Source organism: Microbacterium arborescens, assembly GCF_049707515.1.
Classification (GTDB): Bacteria; Actinomycetota; Actinomycetes; order Actinomycetales; family Microbacteriaceae; genus Microbacterium; species Microbacterium arborescens_B.
Genome location: NZ_JBNAFI010000011.1, coordinates 1 through 16064 on the forward strand (window position 1 = coordinate 1; position 16064 = coordinate 16064).

At 65.5% G+C, this 16064-nt stretch carries 27 protein-coding genes; 16 read left to right on the forward strand and 11 right to left on the reverse strand.

The annotated features are described in order from the left end of the window. Positions 1-435 precede the first annotated feature (435 nt). From ACPYN5_RS15645 to ACPYN5_RS15660, 4 genes are all read right to left on the reverse strand, one after another. Positions 436-1686, reverse strand: coding sequence for a cation:proton antiporter (locus ACPYN5_RS15645; protein ID WP_424449879.1), 1251 nt, complete (start codon positions 1684-1686; stop codon positions 436-438). Positions 1687-1763: 77 nt separating this feature from the next. Further along, positions 1764-2108, reverse strand: coding sequence for a hypothetical protein (locus ACPYN5_RS15650; RefSeq protein ID WP_424449867.1), 345 nt, complete (start codon positions 2106-2108; stop codon positions 1764-1766). Then, positions 2105-2707: an Asp23/Gls24 family envelope stress response protein gene (locus ACPYN5_RS15655; RefSeq protein WP_424449868.1), complete on the reverse strand. Its 603-nt coding sequence runs from the start codon at positions 2705-2707 to the stop codon at positions 2105-2107. Before ACPYN5_RS15655 ends, ACPYN5_RS15650 begins: the two co-directional genes overlap by 4 nt. Then, positions 2698-3261, reverse strand: a complete 564-nt coding sequence (locus ACPYN5_RS15660; protein ID WP_424449869.1) for an RNA polymerase sigma factor — start codon at positions 3259-3261, stop codon at positions 2698-2700. Before ACPYN5_RS15660 ends, ACPYN5_RS15655 begins: the two co-directional genes overlap by 10 nt. A gap of 140 nt (positions 3262-3401) precedes the next feature. Here ACPYN5_RS15660 and ACPYN5_RS15665 point away from each other — a divergent pair, with 140 nt between their 5' ends. From ACPYN5_RS15665 to ACPYN5_RS15730, 14 genes are all read left to right on the forward strand, one after another. Further along, positions 3402-3875, forward strand: coding sequence for an Asp23/Gls24 family envelope stress response protein (locus ACPYN5_RS15665; protein ID WP_253035137.1), 474 nt, complete (start codon positions 3402-3404; stop codon positions 3873-3875). Beyond that, the gene (locus ACPYN5_RS15670) at positions 3872-4060 is read left to right on the forward strand and encodes a DUF2273 domain-containing protein (protein ID WP_127011604.1); all 189 of its coding nucleotides are present in this window, start codon (positions 3872-3874) and stop codon (positions 4058-4060) included. Before ACPYN5_RS15665 ends, ACPYN5_RS15670 begins: the two co-directional genes overlap by 4 nt. Before the next feature lie 107 nt (positions 4061-4167). After that, positions 4168-4470: a hypothetical protein gene (locus ACPYN5_RS15675; RefSeq protein WP_424449870.1), complete on the forward strand. Its 303-nt coding sequence runs from the start codon at positions 4168-4170 to the stop codon at positions 4468-4470. Positions 4471-4529: 59 nt separating this feature from the next. Then, positions 4530-5051, forward strand: a complete 522-nt coding sequence (locus ACPYN5_RS15680; RefSeq protein WP_424449871.1) for an Asp23/Gls24 family envelope stress response protein — start codon at positions 4530-4532, stop codon at positions 5049-5051. Beyond that, a complete protein-coding gene (locus ACPYN5_RS15685; protein ID WP_253035134.1) occupies positions 5048-5662 on the forward strand; it encodes a hypothetical protein in 615 nt (204 codons plus the stop codon). The genes ACPYN5_RS15680 and ACPYN5_RS15685 overlap by 4 nt, the downstream gene beginning before the upstream one ends. An 18-nt stretch (positions 5663-5680) precedes the next feature. Next, a complete protein-coding gene (locus ACPYN5_RS15690) occupies positions 5681-5875 on the forward strand; it encodes a hypothetical protein (protein WP_424449872.1) in 195 nt (64 codons plus the stop codon). Between the two features lie 15 nt (positions 5876-5890). Then, the gene (locus tag ACPYN5_RS15695) at positions 5891-6148 is read left to right on the forward strand and encodes a hypothetical protein (protein ID WP_424449873.1); all 258 of its coding nucleotides are present in this window, start codon (positions 5891-5893) and stop codon (positions 6146-6148) included. A gap of 32 nt (positions 6149-6180) precedes the next feature. Beyond that, the gene (locus ACPYN5_RS15700; RefSeq protein WP_311286354.1) at positions 6181-6447 is read left to right on the forward strand and encodes a GlsB/YeaQ/YmgE family stress response membrane protein; all 267 of its coding nucleotides are present in this window, start codon (positions 6181-6183) and stop codon (positions 6445-6447) included. Between the two features lie 50 nt (positions 6448-6497). After that, positions 6498-7046, forward strand: a complete 549-nt coding sequence (locus ACPYN5_RS15705; RefSeq protein WP_424449874.1) for a hypothetical protein — start codon at positions 6498-6500, stop codon at positions 7044-7046. 3 nt (positions 7047-7049) lie between these two features. After that, positions 7050-7181: a hypothetical protein gene (locus tag ACPYN5_RS15710; RefSeq protein ID WP_290440435.1), complete on the forward strand. Its 132-nt coding sequence runs from the start codon at positions 7050-7052 to the stop codon at positions 7179-7181. A 68-nt stretch (positions 7182-7249) separates the two neighbouring features. After that, a complete protein-coding gene (locus ACPYN5_RS15715) occupies positions 7250-7411 on the forward strand; it encodes a hypothetical protein (RefSeq protein ID WP_253035129.1) in 162 nt (53 codons plus the stop codon). Between the two features lie 53 nt (positions 7412-7464). Beyond that, positions 7465-7635 (forward strand): CsbD family protein, encoded by a 171-nt coding sequence (locus ACPYN5_RS15720; protein ID WP_253035128.1) that lies wholly within the window; start codon positions 7465-7467, stop codon positions 7633-7635. Positions 7636-7718: 83 nt separating this feature from the next. After that, positions 7719-7925 carry a hypothetical protein gene (locus tag ACPYN5_RS15725; RefSeq protein WP_253035127.1) on the forward strand — a complete coding sequence of 69 codons (207 nt, stop codon included), beginning with the start codon at positions 7719-7721 and terminating at the stop codon, positions 7923-7925. A 101-nt stretch (positions 7926-8026) separates the two neighbouring features. Then, positions 8027-8947 carry a diacylglycerol/lipid kinase family protein gene (locus ACPYN5_RS15730; protein ID WP_308210400.1) on the forward strand — a complete coding sequence of 307 codons (921 nt, stop codon included), beginning with the start codon at positions 8027-8029 and terminating at the stop codon, positions 8945-8947. 69 nt (positions 8948-9016) lie between these two features. Here ACPYN5_RS15730 and ACPYN5_RS15735 read toward each other — a convergent pair whose 3' ends face one another. From ACPYN5_RS15735 to ACPYN5_RS15750, 4 genes are read right to left on the reverse strand one after another with little or no spacing between them, the layout of a single operon-like run. Then, positions 9017-9703, reverse strand: coding sequence for an HAD family hydrolase (locus ACPYN5_RS15735; protein ID WP_253035125.1), 687 nt, complete (start codon positions 9701-9703; stop codon positions 9017-9019). Between the two features lie 52 nt (positions 9704-9755). Continuing rightward, the gene (locus ACPYN5_RS15740; RefSeq protein ID WP_363380982.1) at positions 9756-9995 is read right to left on the reverse strand and encodes a DUF2382 domain-containing protein; all 240 of its coding nucleotides are present in this window, start codon (positions 9993-9995) and stop codon (positions 9756-9758) included. Then, a complete protein-coding gene (locus ACPYN5_RS15745) occupies positions 9895-10953 on the reverse strand; it encodes an IS3 family transposase (RefSeq protein WP_424449880.1) in 1059 nt (352 codons plus the stop codon). Before ACPYN5_RS15745 ends, ACPYN5_RS15740 begins: the two co-directional genes overlap by 101 nt. Further along, entirely contained in the window at positions 10950-11234 is a 285-nt protein-coding gene (locus ACPYN5_RS15750; RefSeq protein WP_253035124.1) for a transposase, read from the reverse strand. Before ACPYN5_RS15750 ends, ACPYN5_RS15745 begins: the two co-directional genes overlap by 4 nt. Positions 11235-12113: 879 nt before the next feature. Between ACPYN5_RS15750 and ACPYN5_RS15755 the strand changes: the two genes are divergently transcribed. Next, positions 12114-12917, forward strand: a complete 804-nt coding sequence (locus ACPYN5_RS15755) for an alpha/beta hydrolase fold domain-containing protein (RefSeq protein ID WP_424449881.1) — start codon at positions 12114-12116, stop codon at positions 12915-12917. Here the strand turns inward: ACPYN5_RS15755 and ACPYN5_RS15760 are convergent. After that, positions 12832-13656: an SDR family NAD(P)-dependent oxidoreductase gene (locus ACPYN5_RS15760; RefSeq protein ID WP_424449875.1), complete on the reverse strand. Its 825-nt coding sequence runs from the start codon at positions 13654-13656 to the stop codon at positions 12832-12834. The two genes, ACPYN5_RS15755 and ACPYN5_RS15760, sit on opposite strands and share 86 nt — an antisense overlap. 73 nt (positions 13657-13729) lie before the next feature. Here ACPYN5_RS15760 and ACPYN5_RS15765 point away from each other — a divergent pair, with 73 nt between their 5' ends. Beyond that, positions 13730-14338 carry a TetR/AcrR family transcriptional regulator gene (locus ACPYN5_RS15765; RefSeq protein ID WP_424449876.1) on the forward strand — a complete coding sequence of 203 codons (609 nt, stop codon included), beginning with the start codon at positions 13730-13732 and terminating at the stop codon, positions 14336-14338. 18 nt (positions 14339-14356) lie between these two features. Here ACPYN5_RS15765 and ACPYN5_RS15770 read toward each other — a convergent pair whose 3' ends face one another. Both ACPYN5_RS15770 and ACPYN5_RS15775 read right to left on the reverse strand, forming a co-directional pair. Continuing rightward, entirely contained in the window at positions 14357-15163 is an 807-nt protein-coding gene (locus ACPYN5_RS15770) for an ABC transporter ATP-binding protein (RefSeq protein WP_424449877.1), read from the reverse strand. Positions 15164-15167: 4 nt separating this feature from the next. Beyond that, positions 15168-16064 (reverse strand): glycoside hydrolase family 1 protein (locus tag ACPYN5_RS15775; protein ID WP_424449878.1); only part of this gene is annotated, 897 nt, incomplete at its 5' end.

Sequence of the window (16064 nt, forward strand, 5' to 3'; positions counted from 1 at the left end):
CTACGCTCGGGAGTGCACCCATCGAATGGAAACCGACGACTCACAGATCGCCTGGACCTAACGAAGGGGGCGGCCCATCCAGGAATGACCTCACCCCCGGCCGTGTCGCGTGTCTCGGCAGCACGGAGCGGGGTCGCGATGCTGTTCATCGCCAACGCGTTGGTGTTCGCGACGATCGTGACCCGGTACCCGGAGTTCAAAGACCGATTCGAACTGAGCGCGTTGACATTCGGCCTGCTCGTGGCGTGCGGTCCCGTCGGATCGGTGGCTAGGCAGCGTGATCGCGGGGTGGCTGGTCAACCGCTTCCACCCGGTTCCCGTCGCCATCACGTCCTCCGGTGAAAGGGATCGGCGTCCTGAGGGCGGCGACTTTGAGCATCAGGGTCCGGCGCCCGATCGCGCCACAAACCCCGCGTTGCGTTGCGATGGCCGGTGTCAGACCGGGGTTGTTGCAACGTCGGTGGGATCGCCGCCGCGTCGTCGGGTGAGGCGGAGGCGGGTGGCGTCGAGGAGCCGCATCGTGGGGGTGGCGGCGAGGCCGTGGATCACGATGGAGCCGACGATGACGAGGCCGACGATGGACCAGAGCCGGTCACCGTCGGGAAAGTAGCCGTTCTGGGTGGCATAGGCGATGTAGAACAGCGAGCCGACGCCTCGGACGCCGAAGAACGCGATGACGCTGCGTTCGCGGGGTCCGGTCTTTCCGGGGGTGAGCCCGATCCATCCCGCGACCGGCCGGACGATCAGCAGGATCACCAGAGCGACGAGGATTTCCATCCAGCCGATGTCAGCGAATAGGCCGCGGGCGATGGCGCCGCCCAGGAGGACGACGACGGCGATGGTGAGGAGTCGTTCGATCTGTTCGACGAACTTGTGGAGGACTTGGTGGTAGCCGTGTCCTCGTTCTGATGCCCGGATGGTGACTGCGCAGACGAACACGGCGATGAAGCCGTATCCTTCCGCGGTTTCGGCGATCCCGTAGGCGAGGAAGATCGCGGCTATGGCAACGAATCCTTCGGATTGGTCGACGACTTTACGTCCGGCGAGGTGCGCGGAGAAGAACAGTCGGCCGAACAGCCAGCCGGTGCCGATGCCGGCGATGACGCCGATGGTGATCCGCCACAGCACGTCGATGAGGACCCAGTCTGTGAACCAGGTTGAGGGGGCGAGCCCGACCATGCTGATGGCGATGGCGGCGTAGGTGAAGGGGAAGGCGAGGCCGTCGTTGAGGCCCGCTTCGGAGGTGAGAGCGAACCGCACCTCATCGTCGGCATTCTCATCGTCGACGGGTTCGCTTACCTGCACCTCGGTGGCGAGCACCGGGTCCGTGGGAGCGAGAGCCGCGGCGAGAAGGAGTGCGCTGGCGGCTCCGAGTCCGAGCCCCACCCATCCGAGGACGGCCACGGCGGCGATGGACAGCGGCATGGTGATGGCCAGCAGCCGCCAGGTGGTGGACCAGGTTTTCCAGCGCAGCGGCCGGTTGATGGCCAGGCCGGCGCCCATGAGGGAGACCAAGACGCAGATCTCGGTCAGGTGCAGCGTGATGTCGGGGTGATCGGTAGGGTGCGGGTCGGGGAGGTCGGGGATGAGGGCGAACACGATGATGCCTGCGGCGAGGAACACCATCGGGATCGAGATGGGCAGTTTGCCGAGCAGTCGCGGGAGGAGGGCTGCGGCGAGGGTCATCACGCCGATTGCGGCGAACAGGAGGGTGTCGTCAGTGAATTCCAGCGCGGCAGTGAGGATCAAGGAGTCCGTGTGTCTCACGCGATCCGGGAGATCTGGATGGTGACGGTCGCATCGTGGCCGTCAGGGATGCGGGCAAGGAGAGCGTCAGCGACGTGGGCTGCGGCTTGCGGGGCGGGGGTGTGTCGGTGGGTGCCGATCCGGGCCGTCAGAGTGTGCATGGTGCCCTCGCTTTTCACGTCCACCCGGTTGATGCGGGTGGGCGCACCGGTGAGGAGCGCGGCGACCAGTTGCGAGGCCTGAGTGAGGGTCGACGCTGGCGGGTAGATGTCGATGACGCTGTCCATGTCGAGCACGATCGCGGTGAGGGCGTCGGGGTCCAGCGCGTCGGAGGCGAGGGGGGTGTTGATGTCGCTGCTCATGGCGTCTCCTCGGTGGGGGTGGTGGTGTAGCCGTGTAGGTCTTCGACCGTGACGTTGACGGACATGACGTTGAGGTGGCTGTGGGTGGTGAGAGCTTCACGGACGGCGTCTCGCAAGCGGATGGCAGTTTCGGGGATCGGGGATTTCCAGGCGATGCTCGCGGTCACGGTGACATCGATGGGCGCGCCGGGGGTTTCGACGTCCCCGTCGAACTGGCACTTTCCGATGACGATGCCTGGCACGTCGTCGCCGATACTGCGGATCAGCGCCCGGAGAGCACCTTCGGTGACGGTGAGGGTGACGCGGGGGTCAGGGTGGTGCAGCGGCACAGACCTGCCGGCGCGGACCTCGTTACGAATGGTTGCCAGGATCTGCTCCATCCAGTTCGCCGGCGGCGGGGGGAGCATTGCCGCGTCGTGGGCGAGCAGGTCTCGGCTGAGCTGCGGGACGCCGGAGAGGGCCTGGAGGGCGTTGAGACATTCCGGGCAGGTCTCGATGGACGGGTTGTAGGGGATGCGGTCAGCGGAGAGGTAGTCGCTGAGCTCTTCGATGGTCTTTCCGCAGTCCAGCGTTCGGGGTGTCGTGTCAGTCACCGCCATTCCTCCATCTGCGCGTAAATCGACGCGCGTGCTCTGGATAGTTTCCCCCGAACGGTTGTACGGGGAATGTCAAGCTGTTTCGCGATGTCGTCGTAGCTGAGCTCAGCGATCTCCCGCAACAGCCAGGCTTGTCGAAGGTCCGGGGGCAGGGTGTCCAGTGCGGTGGCGAGGGCGCGGAGTTGCGCGTTACGGATGGCGACGTTTTCCGGTTGCGTGTCGGCCGGGTGGGCGGCTTCCAGGATGGGGAGCGGGTCCTCCGCCGGGCGTCGGCGGAGGTGCCGGAACGCCTGACGGCTGGCGATCTGCATCAGCCAGGCCTTCACCGCGGAGGGATCGCGGAGCTCGGGTAGTCGCCGCCAGGCGATGAAAAACGCTTCTTGCGCCACGTCGTCGGCCTCGGTGAGGGACCCCACGATGCGGGTGACATATGCGCGCATCAGGGGTCCGTGTCTGCGGATCAGCACTTCGAACGCCGCCACGTCACCCTGCACGGCACGCTGGACGAGGATCTCATCCGCGATGACTTCCGCGAACTGCTTCCGTGGTGCGGTCATGGACTCCGGAAACTTTCTCAAACTATTTTGTGACGAATCGGCCGGAACGGGTCTCTAACTTGTGAAGCGAAATTTATCGCCCAGAACAGCAACCCCCTAGGTGGTTGCGTTCTCCTACCTCAACAGTTAGAAGGACTGCAATGGCTACCGAAGACCAGACCCCCACCACCCCGGCCCCGGCGTTCGCCGGATCACGTGTGGACCGCACCGCGCCCGCCCGTCCGGCCGCGGATGACTCCGCAGCCGGCAAGACGACGATCGCCGACGGCGTGGTCGCCAAGGTCGCCGGGATCGCTGCCCGTGAGGTTCCCGGCGTGTACGCGCTCGGTGGCGGCGGCGCCCGTGCGCTCGGTGCGATCCGCAGCGTCGTGAACGCGGACGACAAGACGCAGGGCGTCAAGGTCGAGGTCGGCGAGACGCAGGCCGCGGCGGACATCACCATCGTCGTGGAGTATCCGATGCCGGTCCAGGAGGTCGCCTCCAACGTCCGCGCTGCGGTCAGCGGAGCGATCAGCCAGCTGGTCGGCCTCGAGGTCGTCGAGGTCAACGTCGAGGTCAACGACGTGCACCTGCCCTCGGACGACAAGGACGAGGAAGAGTCGCGCGTCTCATGAACCCGACCGTCACCGGCGCCCTGATGGGCGTCATCCTCGCCGTCTCGATCCTGCTGTTCGGGTTCTGGGGATTCCTCCTCGTGGCCCTGTTCATGGGAATCGGCGCGCTCGTCGGTCGGATAATGTCGGGCAAGCTCGACGTGCGCGGTCTCGCGAACGCGTTCTCCGGCCGGCGCACCTCGTGATGAGTGCGGCTGGAGCCGGCCAGGCCGGCGGCGACCTCACGCGGGTCGCCGCCGGGGCGTCGCCCGACGCCTCGCCCTACCCTGGCCGCATCACCATCAAAGAGCGCGTGCTCGTGAAGGTCGCCGAGGAAGCGACCGCCACCACCCTTCGGGTGGATCGCGGTGACGTATCGGTGGGGGTGTCGGAAGCGCGGGGCGGAATAGCCCTCACCATCCGAACACCCCTCCCGATCCCGCACCTGGACGACACCGCCGCGATCCACGCCGGTGCCCCGGTCCTGGAGCGTGTGCAAACCGCGCAAGAACAGCTCAGGGACCGCATCGCGCACGTCACCGGACGCGACGTCACCCGGGTGAACATCACCATCACCGGTGCCGTCATCGATGAGCAGAAGAGAAGAGTGAAATGAGCTCCCCTGCCTTCCGCCGCGTCCTGCGGCGCGAAACCCACTCGCCCCGCACCGTCGCGATGATCATCGCAGTCGTGCTGCTGCTGATCGTGCTGATCTACATCGGTACCGAGATCGTGCTATTCCTGCTCGCACAGCCCGCGCTGCTGCTGGGGCCCGCGGCCGCGGCGACCTGGCTGATTGGGCTGCCCACGCAGCAGCCGGGATGGCTGGTCGCCGTGTTCGGTGTGGTGCTCGCCGTACTCGGCGTCATCTTCGTGTTCCTGGCGCTCGCGCCCGGCCGGCTGTCGAAACACCAGATGCAGCACGAGAGTCGTGCTGTGCTGGTGGACAACGGGGTGATCGCCGCATCTGTCGCCCAGCATCTGAGCGACGAGACCGGCATCGCCCGCGAGGACATCACCGTCGGTGTCTCACACCGCACCGTCGACGTCACCGTGCGACCTGCCGTCGGCGTCCCGGTCGACAAAGCACCCATCCAGCAACTCGCGGCCGCGAAGGTGGACAGCTACCAGCTCGCACCCCGAGTGAAGACCCGCGTGCGCGTGGAGCGCCCGAAACAGAACGAGGACGAGCAATGAACCGCACCAACCGTGCCCTGAACAGAATCGTCCTTTTCATCGTCGGCATCCTGTTCCTGGCCATCGGGGCCGTGCTGGTCACCATCATCGTCTGGCCCGCCAGCGCAGAGTACTGGACCGGAGCAACCGAAGCCGGGCAGGGATGGCTGGACAACGCGATCGCTACCACCACGGTCGGCGCGACCACCATCAGCTGGATCGCGATCGCCGCGCTCGCGCTGATCCTGTTCCTCGTCATCCTCCTCATCGTCGCGCTCACCCGCGTCGGCGGTGGACGCTCCCACACGGTTCTGCGCTCCACCGGCGCACAGAACCCGCTGGGCCGGGTCACGGTGCAGGAATCATTCGTCTCCGACGCTCTCAAGCACTCCCTGGACCAGCGCGACGAGATCCTGTTCTCCTCAGTCACCGCCAACGACATCCGCAAGACCCCGGTCATGCACGTCAGCGTGACACCGCGGCAGGGCACGTCCCCAGCCCAGGTGGTCGCAGACGTGGACCAACTCGTCTCCAACCTGGCGACATTGACCGGAAAGAACGTCGACACGTACATCTCGGTGCACTCCGGGTTGCGCGCCAAGCTGGCCCACGACCAGCGTCGCCTCTCCTAGCCACAGCGAAAGACCGCCATGACCTCCCTCCGCATCCTGTTCGTCGCCGCCATCGCGTTCGGTGCCTACACGCTTGGCGCTCGCGCCGGCCGTGGCCGGTACCACTCGATCAAGAAGAACGCGAAGAAGGCGTGGAACACGCGGGGCGTGCGCGCCGCACGCAAAACCACCACAGCTGGCAGCCGCAAGCTGACCCGCGCCATCACCAGATAGCCGGAAGAGCACCCTATGGCCTCAGACACCGACAACACCATCGACACCGCACGCGACGCCATCGACAAGACCTCGAACGCCGCGAACGGCAAAACCGGTGACCTCGGCCAGATTGTGACCGAGGTGATCGATAAGGCTGGCATCCTCGTCAACGATGGGCTCGACAAGCTGCGCACCGCCTACCGCGCCAACCCGGCCCGCGTGCTCATCGTCGGCGCGGTCTCCCTCGCCGGGATGACCGCCGTCCTCGCCACCCTCACCCGCCGCGACTGACCCGTCGCGGCCCCGCATAGAAAGACAGACTTATGGGTTTTCTCGGATTTCTTCTCCTCGGCTTGATCGCCGGCGCCATCGCCAAACTGATCCTTCCCGGAAAGCAGGGCGGCGGCTGGTTCATCACCCTCCTCCTCGGTGTTGTCGGTGCGCTCCTGGGGGGATGGCTGGGCAGTGTGCTGTTCAACGCGCCGCTTGAGGAGTTCTTCTCCCTGCAGACCTGGCTCCTCGCCATCGGCGGATCGCTCGTCGTCCTGCTCATCTACGGCTTCCTCGTCGGCCGCAAAGCCAAGTCCTGACCCCACCTCACTACACACAGCAACACCCTTTCACGGATAGGAACCGCATCATGACTGGTCGCAATACTGTTGTCCGATCTCTGCACGACGTGGGCCTGGCCGCGTGGTTCGGGGGCACTTTGATGGGCGCTGTCGGCCTCAACGGCGGCACAGCGAAAGCCGCCGACCCCGCCGAGCGTCTGCGGCTGTCCTCTATCGGATGGGCTAAGTGGGCACCGGTCCAGCTGGCGGCGATCATCGCACACGGCATCGGCGGTGCCGGCCTCATCCTCGGCAACAAGTCACGGCTCGCCGCCCAGCCGGAGTCCCGCACGAACACGAAGGTGAAGTTCGCCCTCACCGCCGCCGCGGCAGCAGCGACCCTCTACGCCGGGATCCTCGGCACCAAGATCGCCAAACACGCCGACGAGGGTGGCGAGGGTGTCACCGAAGCCGATGAGACGGCGTCGCCGGAACTCACCTCCGCGCAGCGTCAACAGCGCGTCCTCCAGTGGGTGCTTCCCGCCCTCACCGGCGTGCTCATCGTCCTCGGCGCACAGCAGGGCGAGCAGCAGCGTCCCGTCGCCGGATTCCTGCACCGCCTCACCCGCCGGGGTTGACCCATGACGAAAAGTAGACGTGAGCTCGAGTCGGCGGACAATGACCGCGAAGAGCAGGATTCCGGTGAGCACCGCGAACCCCTCCCCGAGACCACGGACGAGGACGGGTTTCCCCTCGAGAACCCCTCCGGCTGACATCGGCCCACACCGGAACCCGCTCATCACCGCACGACCAATCAGTTGCAAGGGAAAGGGAGATCACGATGAATGGTTCACGCGCGGACCGGCCGTCGCAGGGTGACGACGAAGACGACACCACCGTTGAGGACGATTCCGCAGCGTCCGCAGGATCCGAATCACCCGAGGAAGGTCAGGCGGCGATGGACGCCGCCGAGGACGCCGTTATCAACTCCGACGACAACTGAACACCACACGCCCCGCACACGCGGTGCCACACCACCAGGGAAGGGAGCCCGTCATGGGACTCGACGACAAGATCAAGAACGCCGCGCAGGATCTCACTGGCAAGGCCAAGGAGAAGATCGGCACCGCCACCGACAACGACAAGCTCGCCGCCGAAGGCGCCGCCGACCAAGCCGAAGCCAAGATGAAGAAGGCCGCTGAGAACGTCAAGGACGACCTCCGGTAGCAGACCGGTGGGGAGGAACCGCGTCCCCCTGCGATGTCCTCCCCACCTCCCCGCACCATAACAGCACCCTGAAGGAGCAGATCATGACCGAGAACACCACCCCGCTGTCAGAAGACAACTCGCTGGAAGGTCCCGACATCGAAGTCCCCACGCATGACTCCGACGGCACCACCAAGCCGGGCGGTCTCGGCGGCGACGGCACCATCCCCAACCACCCCGCCGGTATCGCTGCCGGACACACCGGGACCGCGTCCACCTTCGAACCTGAAGAAGACGAGCACGCCGAGTAAGCACACACGAACACGCGCGAGCCGGACCATGCCCCTCATCCGGCACGGCCGGCTCGCGGTGTCCCGCGAAAGGACTCCTCATGACACGTCGACTTGCCATCGTGTGGAACCCGTCCAAGACGGATAAGGACACGCTCAGTGAAGGACTATCTGCGGCCCTTCAGGACGCCACAGCCCCCGAGGTGTCCTGGTGGGAGACCACCGAGAATGACCCCGGCGGGGACGCCACCCGCCGCGCAGTTGCCACCACCCCTGACCTCATCATCGCCGCCGGGGGTGATGGCACTGTCCGGGCTGTCGCCGAACACCTCGCCAGCAGCCCGTCGGCGCTCGATCTGGGCATCGTCCCTCTCGGCACCGGGAACCTCCTCGCCCGCAATCTGGACATCCCCCTCGGCGACATCCCGGCAGCGTTCACCCGCGCACTCACCGGCACCCCGCGGAAGGTGGACATGGGCTGGGTCGACGTCAATCTGATCAGCGGGCGCGAACGACACGGCTTCGTCGTCATGGTCGGATTCGGAATCGACGCGCACATGATCGCCGAAACCAACGACGACCTGAAAGACAAAGCCGGTTGGCTCGCCTACGTCGAATCCCTCGGTCGTGCTCTCGCCGCCAGCGACGTCGTCCCCTTCCACATCACCGCCGATGACCAGCCGGCCCGCGATGAAGAAGGCCACACCCTGCTCATCGCCAACTGCGGCACCCTCCAGGGCGGATTCACCCTGCTCCCCGACGCGGACCCCTCCGACGGGGAGCTGGACTACCTCCTGCTCAGCGCCGAAGGCATCGCGCAATGGGCAGGAACGCTCAAGACGATGCTGTGGGACAACGGACTCAAACGACTCATCAGCAGTACCGAGGAAACCACCAGCACCGACACGGTCACCCACGCCCGCGCCCGCAAACTCGACGTCACCCTCCCCGGTCCCCGACCGTTCGAAATCGACGGCGAACAGATCGGCGAAACCGACTCCTTCACCGTGACTGTCCAGCCCGGCGCCCTTCACATCCGATAGCCGCTACGACACTGAACCTGGCCTTCGTGCCGGTGGGAGCGATGACGTCGCCTGACAGAGGTCCGCAGCTCAGGTCTGAACTGTCCTTCCCACCCCGTCAGAGGGATGGTGCAGCGGGGTGATGTCCAAATGGTCGAGAAGGTCCTGCGGTGAGTCGAAGACGGCGATCGCGCCGGCCTCGCTGAGCTCGGCGCGTGAGGAGCCACCCGTGAGCAGGGCGATCGTTTTCACGTCGAGCCGGCCCGCGGCGATGACATCCCACGTCGAGTCTCCGATCATGACCCCACTGGAGCGGGACACCTTCTTCAGTGCCGTGTCAACCAGGTCCGGTGCAGGTTTGCTGTCGGAGGCATCTTCCGAAGTGGTCCATGCGTCAGCGAGCCCCCGCGCGTCGATCAGGTCCAGGCTGCGCTCAACGTGCGCTGCCTTTCCCGAGCTTGCCAGCACAATCTGGAACCCTCGTCGTTTCGTCTCAACAAGGAGTTCGTGCGCGCCCGGAAGGGGCTGGATCTCATCGATCAGCAGTTCGAACTCCTCCTCCCACGCAGCTCGGATCTCGGCGCCGCGCGCGTTCTCTGCGGAGGGTCCGGCGACTTCGGCGATCAGCTTGTCCCCACCCATCCCGATCGTGCGATGGATGCGCCAGATCGGCACCGTGATGCCGCTACGTCGCAGTGCCCGGTACCAGGCGAGCGTGTGCTGATAGTTGCTGTCCACGAGTGTCCCGTCGACATCGAAAATGATGGTGTCTGACAAAGCGATCCTTTTTCGTTGGGAGCGGAGTGGCTCATTCGAGATAGCGGTATCGCTATCGACGTAAACGGCCCCGGTCGCCCTGCCCAACATCCGAGCTCGCAGGCTCTGGATCGAAGCTCTCAGGGTTTTGCTGGTCTCCACGGGAGATGTCGTGCTCGACGATGTCGACCTGTTCATGGCGGGGAGTTTCATCAATACGGTGCTCGCGTTGCGCCCTCGATACTCGCACCGTGACGGCCTCCACAGGCACGGCCCTCCTGGTGATGGTGAGTTGCTCCTGGTGCAGCACCATCGTGATGGGCGGCGTCGGGACGTGTCCGGCGCGGCGGGGGAGTGGAGCCTGACCCGGTTTCCCGGACGGTTCTTGTGTGTTGATCATGCCGCGATTTCGGCGGCGGTGTGAAGGGCTTCGTATTCGGCGGGGCTGAGGTTGCCGAGGCTGGTGTCACCGGCGGCGGGTTGTAGAACCCCTCGATCCACTCGAACATGGCCGACGCGAGTTGCGTCCTTGAGTCCCAGGACGTGCGATCCAGTAGCTCGCGCTGCATCGTTGACCAGAAGCTCTCGATGAGGGCGTTATCGACGCTTGAGGCGACTCTGCCCATCGAGCCGAGGAGACCTGCTTGGCGGAGTCGGTGCCCGAAGAGCCACGAGGTGTATTGCGCTCCTCGATCCGCGTGGACCACGGTTCCGGGCTCGGGGCGGCGGCGCCACCGGGCCATTTCGAGCGCGTCAACAACGATCTCTGCGGTGATCCGATCCGAGATCGACCAGCCCACGATCCGGCGGCTGGACGCGTCGATCACGGCGGCGCAGTAAACCCATCCGTCCCTCGCGCGGTGCTGCGTGATGTCGCAGAACCAGAGCCGGTTCGGCGCGTCGGCGCGGAACTGCCGCTTCACGAGGTCCTCGTGCGTGGCGGTGTCCGGCTTCCAGCCGCGCCGTTTGCGGCGATGCGAGACACCGACCAGCCCATCCCGCCGCATCAGCCTCGCGACGCGCTTCCGGCCGACGTGAACGCCGAGCCCGAGTCGCAACTCCGCCAGCACGCGAGGAGAACCATAGGTTTCGCGGGAATCAGCGTGAATGCGACGGATCGTCATCGTCAGCTCCGCATCCGCGAGAGCCCGCGGTGATGGCGGTCGACGCACCCACTCGTAGAAGCCAGACTTCGAGACGCTCAGGAACCGGCAGGCCACCACGACGGGAACACCGTCCGCGGCGAGCTCCTGGACCAGCCGGAACCCTATTTTGGGAGCACGTTCTCCCTCGCGAAGTACGCGCTGGCGCGCTTGAGGATCTCAATCTCCATCTCCAGCACACGGTTGCGGCGCCGCAGCTCAACGAGCTCCTTGTGCTCGTCGGTCGTGACCCCGGCCTTGCGGCCGGAGTCGACCGCATCCCGGTTCATCCAGTTCCGCAGACAGGACTCACTGATCCCGAGATCACGCGCGGTCTGCGCAACCGGGTTGCCCTGGGCAACGAGATCGAGGGCTCGACGCCGAAACTCCGGCGGGTGGGCAGCAGGCATCTCACGGACTCCTTCCGAGACGATCATCGCCTCAAAGTTGGTGTCCGGAAAAGCGGGTCAGGCTCCCCCTGGCTCATTCTCCTCGTATGCGCATTCGCGGCGCTGGCAATCGGAGCAGCGCGCTTTTCGGTTCACCGAGCAAGGGGCCGCCGTCGTTCACCGACTGAGCTGTATGCCTCGGACGACTTCTCCGACCTGGAACTCGGGCGCCGCCCGGTCACGCACTATCCCCGGGAGGAAGCGAGCACATCCCAGCTGGGCGATCCGCCTCCGCATCGGTGACGTGCCGCCGTATGCCGATAATCGACGTTATGTCAGATTGCGGGACCGGACTGGTTATATCGACCTCGGTCCAGACCATGTTCTGACGCTGTTGCTCCACCGTCGGATGCACTTTGATCGCAGTCGCCGTGTCGGCGTACGACGAGGGTTTCTCCGGCCGGGAGATGGGACCCTGGCCTTGCGACCACGACTTCACCCCGATGTGCTATCGATATGGCGCTGTCTGCGATGTGCTCCCGACCGAGCCCACAGCGTCTCCCCCGTTATCGACGAACTGCGCGCGGCCGCGGTCGATCGGACCGACATACTCGCTCAGACCGCCGGCAGGTTGGCTCACCGTCCCGATAGCACCTCTACCTCGATGTCGCACGCCTGCGTCACGCTACTCGGGGGGTGGGGTTCGAAAGCGTTTAGCGTCGGGTGCGGGCGGTCCACCGACCGTCCTGGTGATCGATACGGATTGGATGTCCGAACGCCTCGGTCACGTTGTCGCTCGTGAGAACCTCCGTGACGTGACCCGCCGCGGTCACCCTACCTTCCTTGACGAGGAGAACGTGGGTCGTGGAGTTTGGTAGCTCCTCTACGTGATGCGTCACGATCCACGGCGGTGCGCTGTATCTCGGGGCGGGTGACCTCTCGTGGATGGCTGCCGCCGTGCACGCCGCTCAGCGGGCGGGTGTGACCTGGGCACCTGACTACCGAATGCCTCCCGAGTATCCGTATCCCGCGGCACTCGACGATCTGCTCGGGGTCTACAGGAGCGCGCTGGAGACGCGAGCGCCCTCCCAGATCGTCGTCAGCGGGGCATCGGGCGGAGGGAATCTCGCCGCCGCCCTGCTGCTCCGCGCCAAAGCAGAGGGGCTGCCGATGCCAGCGGCGCTCGTCCTGTTGACACCGGAGATCGACCTCACGGAGAGCGGCGACAGCTTCGTGCTCAACAACGGCATCGATATGGTGCTCACCCCCCTGATGGAAGTGAACCGCTTATACGCGAACGGCACCGACCTGGCCCACCCCTACGTATCGCCGTTGTTCGGAAACCTGGAGGGATTCCCGCCGACGCTGCTGCAGAGCGGCACCCGCGACCTCTTCCTCTCGAACACGGTGCGGATGCACCGCGCACTGCTGAAGGCCGGCGTCGAGGCCGAGCTGCACGTGTTTGAAGCGATGCCGCACGGCGGATTCGGCGGAAACGCACCTGAAGATGTCGAGCTCCGCGCCGAGGTCCGTCGCTTCGAGGCGACCGCGCGCGTCAGAGAAAAGTGGGTGGGCGATCCAATTCGGACCGCCCACCCACTGCACCGCCTCGGCGCCCTTACTTCTGCGCGGCTTCCGCGCGCGCGCGGCCGGCCTCCCACGTCTCGATGCGTTCGCGATACGCGCCGATCGCGATGTCCGTGATCATGCCTCCCAGCAGAGCGCGCGGTGGCACCGACTCGGAAGCGACCAGTTCGATCAGTTCGCGAGCGAGGGCATCCGGGTCTCCCATGAGGCTCGGGTCGTAATTCTTCGCTGCCTCGGCGCGCGCTTCATGCAGCGGAGCATACGCCGGGTGCTGGTCAGCCGTGACGGCGCTCGACCCGCCCCAGTCCGTGCCGTACCCGCCGGGCTCGACGATCAGGGTCTTGATTCCGTAGCCCGCGACCTCGTTCGCGAGCGCCTCGGTCATACCCTCGAGCGCCCACTTCGACGCGTGGTAGATCGACAACCCCGGGAAGGCGACGACGCCGCCGATGCTGGAGATCTGCACGATCAGTCCAGAACCCTGCTCGCGCATCACGGGCAGCACGGCCTGGGTGATGTGCAAAGCGCCGAAGAAATTGACCTCCATCTGTGTACGAGCCTGCTGCTCGGACACTTCTTCGAGCATCCCGTTGAGGCCGTACCCGGCGTTGTTGACGGCAATATCGAGGCTGCCGAAACGCTCCTTCGCAGCCGCCACCGCCGCGAAGCCTGCGTCGCGGTCGGTGACGTCCAACACCTGCACCTGCAGCGCGTCCCCAAACGCGGCGGAGACGTCGTCGAGCGCGTCAGCGGTCCGGACGGTCGCCGAGACGTTGTCGCCCCGCTTGAGCGCCTCGATCGTGATGGAACGGCCGAAACCGCGGCCGGCTCCCGTGATGAACCAGGTCTTCGCCATAATTGATCCTTTCCGTGTCGTGCTGTCAGTCTATGTCAATTGTCACTGACTGACACAACGGTACGATGATTCCATGCAAGAAGGTGCAGGAGGACTCCGGCAGACTCAACAGCGGCTTATCCGGGACCGACTCGTCGAGGAATCGATGAAGTTGTTCCTGCGACAGGGCTACGACGCGACGACTGTCGAGCAGATCGCCGCTGCAGTCGGGATCTCGGCGCGCAGCTTCTTTCGCTACTTCGGCTCGAAAGACGGCGTCATCCTGTCGAAGTTCGACGACACGGGGGATCGTCTCGCAGAAGCGCTGCGAGCGAGACCGAGCGATGAGCCGGTGTGGGACTCACTCCGGCGAATGTTCGACGATTTCGTCGACTACACCGCCGATGCCGAAAAGATGCGGCAGAGCGAGGCCATCAACGCTCTCATTGCGCAGTCTGAAGCGCTGAAAACGGGGTATCGCGACCGCATGGAGCGCATGCAGGTTCTCGCAACGCACGCGCTCCGGGAGCGTACGGGGCTTGACGCATGGGACGCGCGAGCCCTGGTCGCCGGAGCATTCTCGTGCCTCGGAGTCGCCGGCGAGGCTGCCGCAAACGAGGGTGTCGGCTTCGGTGCCGCGCTCGACACCGCAATGGGAGCGCTGCGTCGGCATATCAACGACCGGGGTGCAGATCCGCGCTGACGCCACGCGCCGAGCCGGTCAGAGACGGACGTCCGCCATCGAGTCGGTGCGCGCGCTCCACCGGCCGTCCTCGCGAGCGATGCGAATCGGATGGCGGAATGCGTTCGAGACGTGATCAGTCGTCAGGACGTGTCGCGCCGACCCTGCCTGTGTGACCTCACCTTCTCGAACGAGCATCGCGTGCGTCGTCGATCCTGGGAGCTCCTCGAGATGGTGTGTGACGAGAAGCGTCGTCAGGTCGGGACGCTGTCGCGCCAGGTTCTCGAGAGTGACGACGAGTTGCTCGCGGGCTGCAACGTCGAGCCCAGTCGACGGCTCGTCGAGGAGCAGGAGCTCCGGTTCGATGACCAACGCGCGGGCGATGAGCACACGCGTCCGCTCGCCCTGCGAGAGGTCGGTCCATAACGAGTCGGTTTTGGAACCGAGACCCACGGACGACAGCAACTCTCGCGCGTGCCGCGACTCCGCACCAGTCGGCTCCCATCGTCCCGTCCGTTCTACGCTGCCCGTCAGACCGGTGAGCACCACATCTTCGATCGTGAGAGCGCTGGTCAGCGGATGCCGCGGATTGACATGACCGATGCGCCGCCGGAGCGCTTGCAGCTCGACCCGGCCAATTCGCTCGCCGAGCACCGTCACGATCCCCGAGGTCGGATGCGCCTGGGCGCCGCACAGGGACAGGAGGGTGCTCTTCCCGGCGCCGTTCGCGCCGAGCATCGCCCAATGCTCTCCCTTGCGGATCGAGAACGAGACGTCTCGGAGGATCTGCTTGCCGCGGCGGGTCACCCCGACCGCGGCAAGCGAGAGGACAGCGTTTGATTCCACGAGGTCAGCTGAGGTCGGCGCCGTTGCTGGCGATAACCTTCTTGTACCAGTGGAACGAGTCCTTCGGAGTGCGCTTTCCGGTTCCCACTCCGTTGTCGTCGATGTCGACGTGAATGAACCCGTACCGCTTGGACATTTGCGAGGTGGACAGGCTCACGATGTCGATGGGCGCCCAGCTGGTGTACCCCATCATCTCGACCCCTTCGTCGATGGCCTGCGCCATCTGCGTGAAGTGCTGGCGGAAATACTCGATGCGATACGGGTCGTGGACGACGCCGTCGGGACCGACCTTGTCGATCGAGCCGATGCCGTTCTCGACGCAGAACAGCGGCATCCGGTAGCGGTCGTACAGTTCGATCATGCTGATCCGCAGACCGACGGGGTCGACTTGCCAGCCCCATTCGCTGGAGGGCAGGTACGGGTTCTTGACGCCGATGATCGTGTTACCAGGGGCACGCTCTGCGTCGGGGTCGATCGATTCGGTTGTCGTCATGTAGTAGCTGAACGAGACGTAGTCGACGGTGTAGGCGGCGATGATCTCCTCGTCGCCCTGTTCGAAGGGGATTTTGATGCCCTGGCGCTCGGCTTTGCGCAGGATCATCTTCGGGTAGGCGCCGAACACCTGCACGTCGCACGAGAAGTGGTTGAGCATCACCTTGTCGAGGGTTGCCGCGACGTCCTCAGGGCGAGGCGTGAGCGGGTAAGTGGTCAGCTTGGTGACCATCGCGCCCATCCTCGCGTCAGGGACGAGCTCCCGCATGAGCTTGGTGGCGAGGGCCGATGCCACGAACTGGTGGTGCAGCGCGCGGTAGGCATTCTGCAGTTGGGCCGCCCCCTTCGTTAGGTCCAGGCGATCTGTGAGTCGTCGGTTTCCATTCGATGGGTGCACTCCCGAGCGTAG

Coding starts and splice junctions, on each gene's coding strand:
- ACPYN5_RS15665 (WP_253035137.1), top strand. CDS start 3,402: ATGGCTACCGAAGACCAGACCCCCACCACCCCGGCCCCGGCGTTCGCC.
- ACPYN5_RS15750 (WP_253035124.1), bottom strand. CDS start 11,234: ATGCCTGCTGCCCACCCGCCGGAGTTTCGGCGTCGAGCCCTCGATCTC.
- ACPYN5_RS15655 (WP_424449868.1), bottom strand. CDS start 2,707: ATGGCGGTGACTGACACGACACCCCGAACGCTGGACTGCGGAAAGACC.
- ACPYN5_RS15690 (WP_424449872.1), top strand. CDS start 5,681: ATGACCTCCCTCCGCATCCTGTTCGTCGCCGCCATCGCGTTCGGTGCC.
- ACPYN5_RS15700 (WP_311286354.1), top strand. CDS start 6,181: ATGGGTTTTCTCGGATTTCTTCTCCTCGGCTTGATCGCCGGCGCCATC.
- ACPYN5_RS15715 (WP_253035129.1), top strand. CDS start 7,250: ATGAATGGTTCACGCGCGGACCGGCCGTCGCAGGGTGACGACGAAGAC.
- ACPYN5_RS15680 (WP_424449871.1), top strand. CDS start 4,530: ATGATCATCGCAGTCGTGCTGCTGCTGATCGTGCTGATCTACATCGGT.
- ACPYN5_RS15710 (WP_290440435.1), top strand. CDS start 7,050: ATGACGAAAAGTAGACGTGAGCTCGAGTCGGCGGACAATGACCGCGAA.
- ACPYN5_RS15705 (WP_424449874.1), top strand. CDS start 6,498: ATGACTGGTCGCAATACTGTTGTCCGATCTCTGCACGACGTGGGCCTG.
- ACPYN5_RS15725 (WP_253035127.1), top strand. CDS start 7,719: ATGACCGAGAACACCACCCCGCTGTCAGAAGACAACTCGCTGGAAGGT.
- ACPYN5_RS15760 (WP_424449875.1), bottom strand. CDS start 13,656: ATGGCGAAGACCTGGTTCATCACGGGAGCCGGCCGCGGTTTCGGCCGT.
- ACPYN5_RS15650 (WP_424449867.1), bottom strand. CDS start 2,108: ATGAGCAGCGACATCAACACCCCCCTCGCCTCCGACGCGCTGGACCCC.
- ACPYN5_RS15670 (WP_127011604.1), top strand. CDS start 3,872: ATGAACCCGACCGTCACCGGCGCCCTGATGGGCGTCATCCTCGCCGTC.
- ACPYN5_RS15740 (WP_363380982.1), bottom strand. CDS start 9,995: ATGGTGCTGCACCAGGAGCAACTCACCATCACCAGGAGGGCCGTGCCT.
- ACPYN5_RS15685 (WP_253035134.1), top strand. CDS start 5,048: ATGAACCGCACCAACCGTGCCCTGAACAGAATCGTCCTTTTCATCGTC.
- ACPYN5_RS15645 (WP_424449879.1), bottom strand. CDS start 1,686: ATGACCCTCGCCGCAGCCCTCCTCCCGCGACTGCTCGGCAAACTGCCC.
- ACPYN5_RS15765 (WP_424449876.1), top strand. CDS start 13,730: ATGCAAGAAGGTGCAGGAGGACTCCGGCAGACTCAACAGCGGCTTATC.
- ACPYN5_RS15660 (WP_424449869.1), bottom strand. CDS start 3,261: ATGACCGCACCACGGAAGCAGTTCGCGGAAGTCATCGCGGATGAGATC.
- ACPYN5_RS15720 (WP_253035128.1), top strand. CDS start 7,465: ATGGGACTCGACGACAAGATCAAGAACGCCGCGCAGGATCTCACTGGC.
- ACPYN5_RS15695 (WP_424449873.1), top strand. CDS start 5,891: ATGGCCTCAGACACCGACAACACCATCGACACCGCACGCGACGCCATC.